The following is a 2,523-nucleotide window of genomic DNA, read 5'->3' as shown; positions in this document are numbered from 1 at the left end:
ATCTGGTAAATCCTTTAATATTTTCATTTTCATAGCTTTATGAAACATAACTTGCAAAGTATGATTTACGTTATCCTTATCACCTGCATACATAATATGTGGGTTTACAAAAATAGCATAAGCTTTCGCATTATTAACTTCCACTCCTGATTCACCTTTAAATAAAATGCCTTTTTTAACTAATGAATTGATAACAGTACTTGTATTTGTTCTGTTACTATTAATTAATTTAGCAATTTCTGAAATATTAGCAGGTACTGGATTTTTAGCTTTAATATCTAAAACAATGCAATTAGTAGAAAAAGCTATATATGGGACAATATCATGCAAAAAGACTTTTTCTCTTCCAGTAAAATATTCTTTTTTATTTAGATACCCCTGATTTCCCTGCAAAGTTTGTACAAACCTCACTCTCGATTGTGGAGTTCTTTTTGTTCCTATAAAAATATCTTTACCAGTAGCTTGACTTAATGTTTCCATTGCTTGATTAACTTCATCTTGATCTACGCCACGATAATCTGCTTTAGCTCTTTCTTTTTCAGTTTCCAATTCTCTAAACCTTGCGTTTTTTTCCGCTTCAGCGAGTTTTCTTTCCAAATTGACAATATTATTTTTGCTATTTTCCAAACTAATTCCTCTCCCTATATAGCAGGAATTAGTCCCTTATGATAGAATATGTACATAAATATGTGTATAAGGGACCCATTCCCTTTCTATTTTCGAGAAACCGCCTGCCGTCCAAAGCATGGGCGGTTTTTCTCATTTATACTACATTCAACACTATCAATAATTTCCCTCTTTTTCTAGTCTTTTCGCAGTTTTTCAACGAATTCTGCACAAGGCTACTCTTTTATCCTAAGTTAATTCCAAATAAACCAAAGAACCATTTAAACAAGAAAAACATAGGTACCATAAAGACCGCTGCGCCAGCTCCATATTTCACCCAATCTAACCAACCATTAAATACCACGCCTAATTTAACGTTCGAGATCATAGTCTTGCTGTTTTTTTCGACCTCGCTGAGTTCCGCCTTCGCTGTCGCGCTCAAGCTGTCGAACTTGCTCCCCAGGTTGTTGTTGATCTTCTCTAGCTCGTCCTTGATAGCTTGATTGTTTGCTTGAAACTCTTTGCTCAGAAACTCCTGATTCTGTTTCATTTCGCTGTGCAGTGCTCTGATGGCCATCTTCATTTCGGCCAAAGTTTCGTTTGTATACTGCTTGTGTGTGACGATGTCGTTCTCTAATTTGCTGAGCAACGTCATCGAAGTCAATTCCATTTCCCTCTGTACGTCTTGGCTCGTCTGTTTGATCTCCTTGAGCTCTTGTTCGATCATCATCTCTTTGTTCATGTTTTCTTTCAGAAACGTCGAGAGATAGCCCTCTGTTGCTCTGAGACGTAAGATCATCTCCTGATATAACTGCTGTAACTCCTCTTTCTGCTGTGGCTGCTGAACTTGCTGTTTCTCTTTCTCTTGTAACTTGTCTTTCAAAGCCATGTAAAATCGTCTCCTTTTCGTACGCCAACCCTAATTTAGTGCCACGTACCTTTTTATTCGATTCTAGATGCTCATACGTGATGTTTTTACCTCGTAGCGTTGCTTGGACACCCTGGTCTTTTAAACGTTCTTGGAAGTCTTCAAAACTAGTTGCTTGTTCTTTTGAAGAATCAATGGCCGTCCGAATTTCATCTTTCCAACTCGACTCACCTTTTTGAAGCAATGACTGTTCAGCTAATGTGTAGCGAACATCGGCCGAGCGCTCTTCTACAATGGACAGCCCATGTTCCTTGCACAGTTCATCACTTATTTTGCGCACATGGTCAATAGCCTCTTGGCCATGCGCATGAAACTTTCTACCGTCCTCATAATTTACGGCATTAATGACAATGTGGTTATGAATGTGATCCTTATCGGTGTGCGTATAGACGGCCACCTCGTGACCTTTTGCCAATTTCTCAGCTAGTTGTAACCCAATTTCATTGGCTTGCTGAGGATCTACTTCATCTGGTTTAAATGACTGGATTATATGATGGGCCTGTATGCCTCCGTTTTTGCCCCATATTTCCCTTGTAGCCTTAAATTGGTTCCGAACATAGTCCACATCGCAATCAAGCGAATTTGACACCTCAGCACGCTTCTCAGCGTACTTCAGTAACGCATTGGCGTTTTTCGTCGTACTCAGCTTAATTGTTGCCATGCTGCAGCCAGTCCCTTTTTAATTTCCTCAAGATTGTATACCAATCTCTCAAGCTCCTGTTCACTCAATTGCTCAATGTCTCGTGCATTGCACCATCTCGCAATTTGGTTCACATTGGTACCCACAGCACGCAATTCCTTCGCAATGGCCAGAGCGCCCTCACGATTGATCTTCGGCTGTCGTACTCGGGTACCTTGTGCCTTTGCTTTCACAAAGGCAGGCACCGTCATTCCTACGTTATCCGCCATCAGCGATAGCCGTTCGAATTCCTCCTCAGTGACACGGAACTTCACCTGTTTAGGCTCGTTCCTACGCTCGCCTTTCGTCT

At 40.5% G+C, this 2,523-nt stretch carries 3 protein-coding genes; all 3 read right to left on the bottom strand.

All coding sequences use genetic code 11. From position 1 onward, the window contains the following. On the bottom strand, positions 1–627 hold a 627-nt coding region (locus tag ACSMFO_RS40055; RefSeq protein ID WP_436462525.1), incomplete at its 3' end, for a hypothetical protein. Between the two features lie 350 nt (positions 628–977). Continuing rightward, on the bottom strand, positions 978–2,195 hold the full coding sequence (locus ACSMFO_RS40050; RefSeq protein WP_436462524.1) for a relaxase/mobilization nuclease domain-containing protein: 1,218 nt from the start codon (positions 2,193–2,195) through the stop codon (positions 978–980). Continuing rightward, positions 2,177–2,523: plasmid mobilization protein (locus ACSMFO_RS40045; RefSeq protein WP_436462523.1), on the bottom strand; the 347-nt coding region annotated here is incomplete at its 5' end. The genes ACSMFO_RS40045 and ACSMFO_RS40050, both read right to left, overlap by 19 nt.

This window comes from Amycolatopsis sp. w19 (genome assembly GCF_051373225.1).
GTDB lineage: Bacteria > Actinomycetota > Actinomycetes > Mycobacteriales > Pseudonocardiaceae > Amycolatopsis > Amycolatopsis japonica.
This window is presented reverse-complemented; position numbering and strand designations above follow the sequence as displayed.

What these genes read in the sequence shown, in the direction of transcription:
- ACSMFO_RS40050 (WP_436462524.1), bottom strand. Translation starts at nt 2,195, where the DNA reads ATGGCAACAATTAAGCTGAGTACGACGAAAAACGCCAATGCGTTACTG.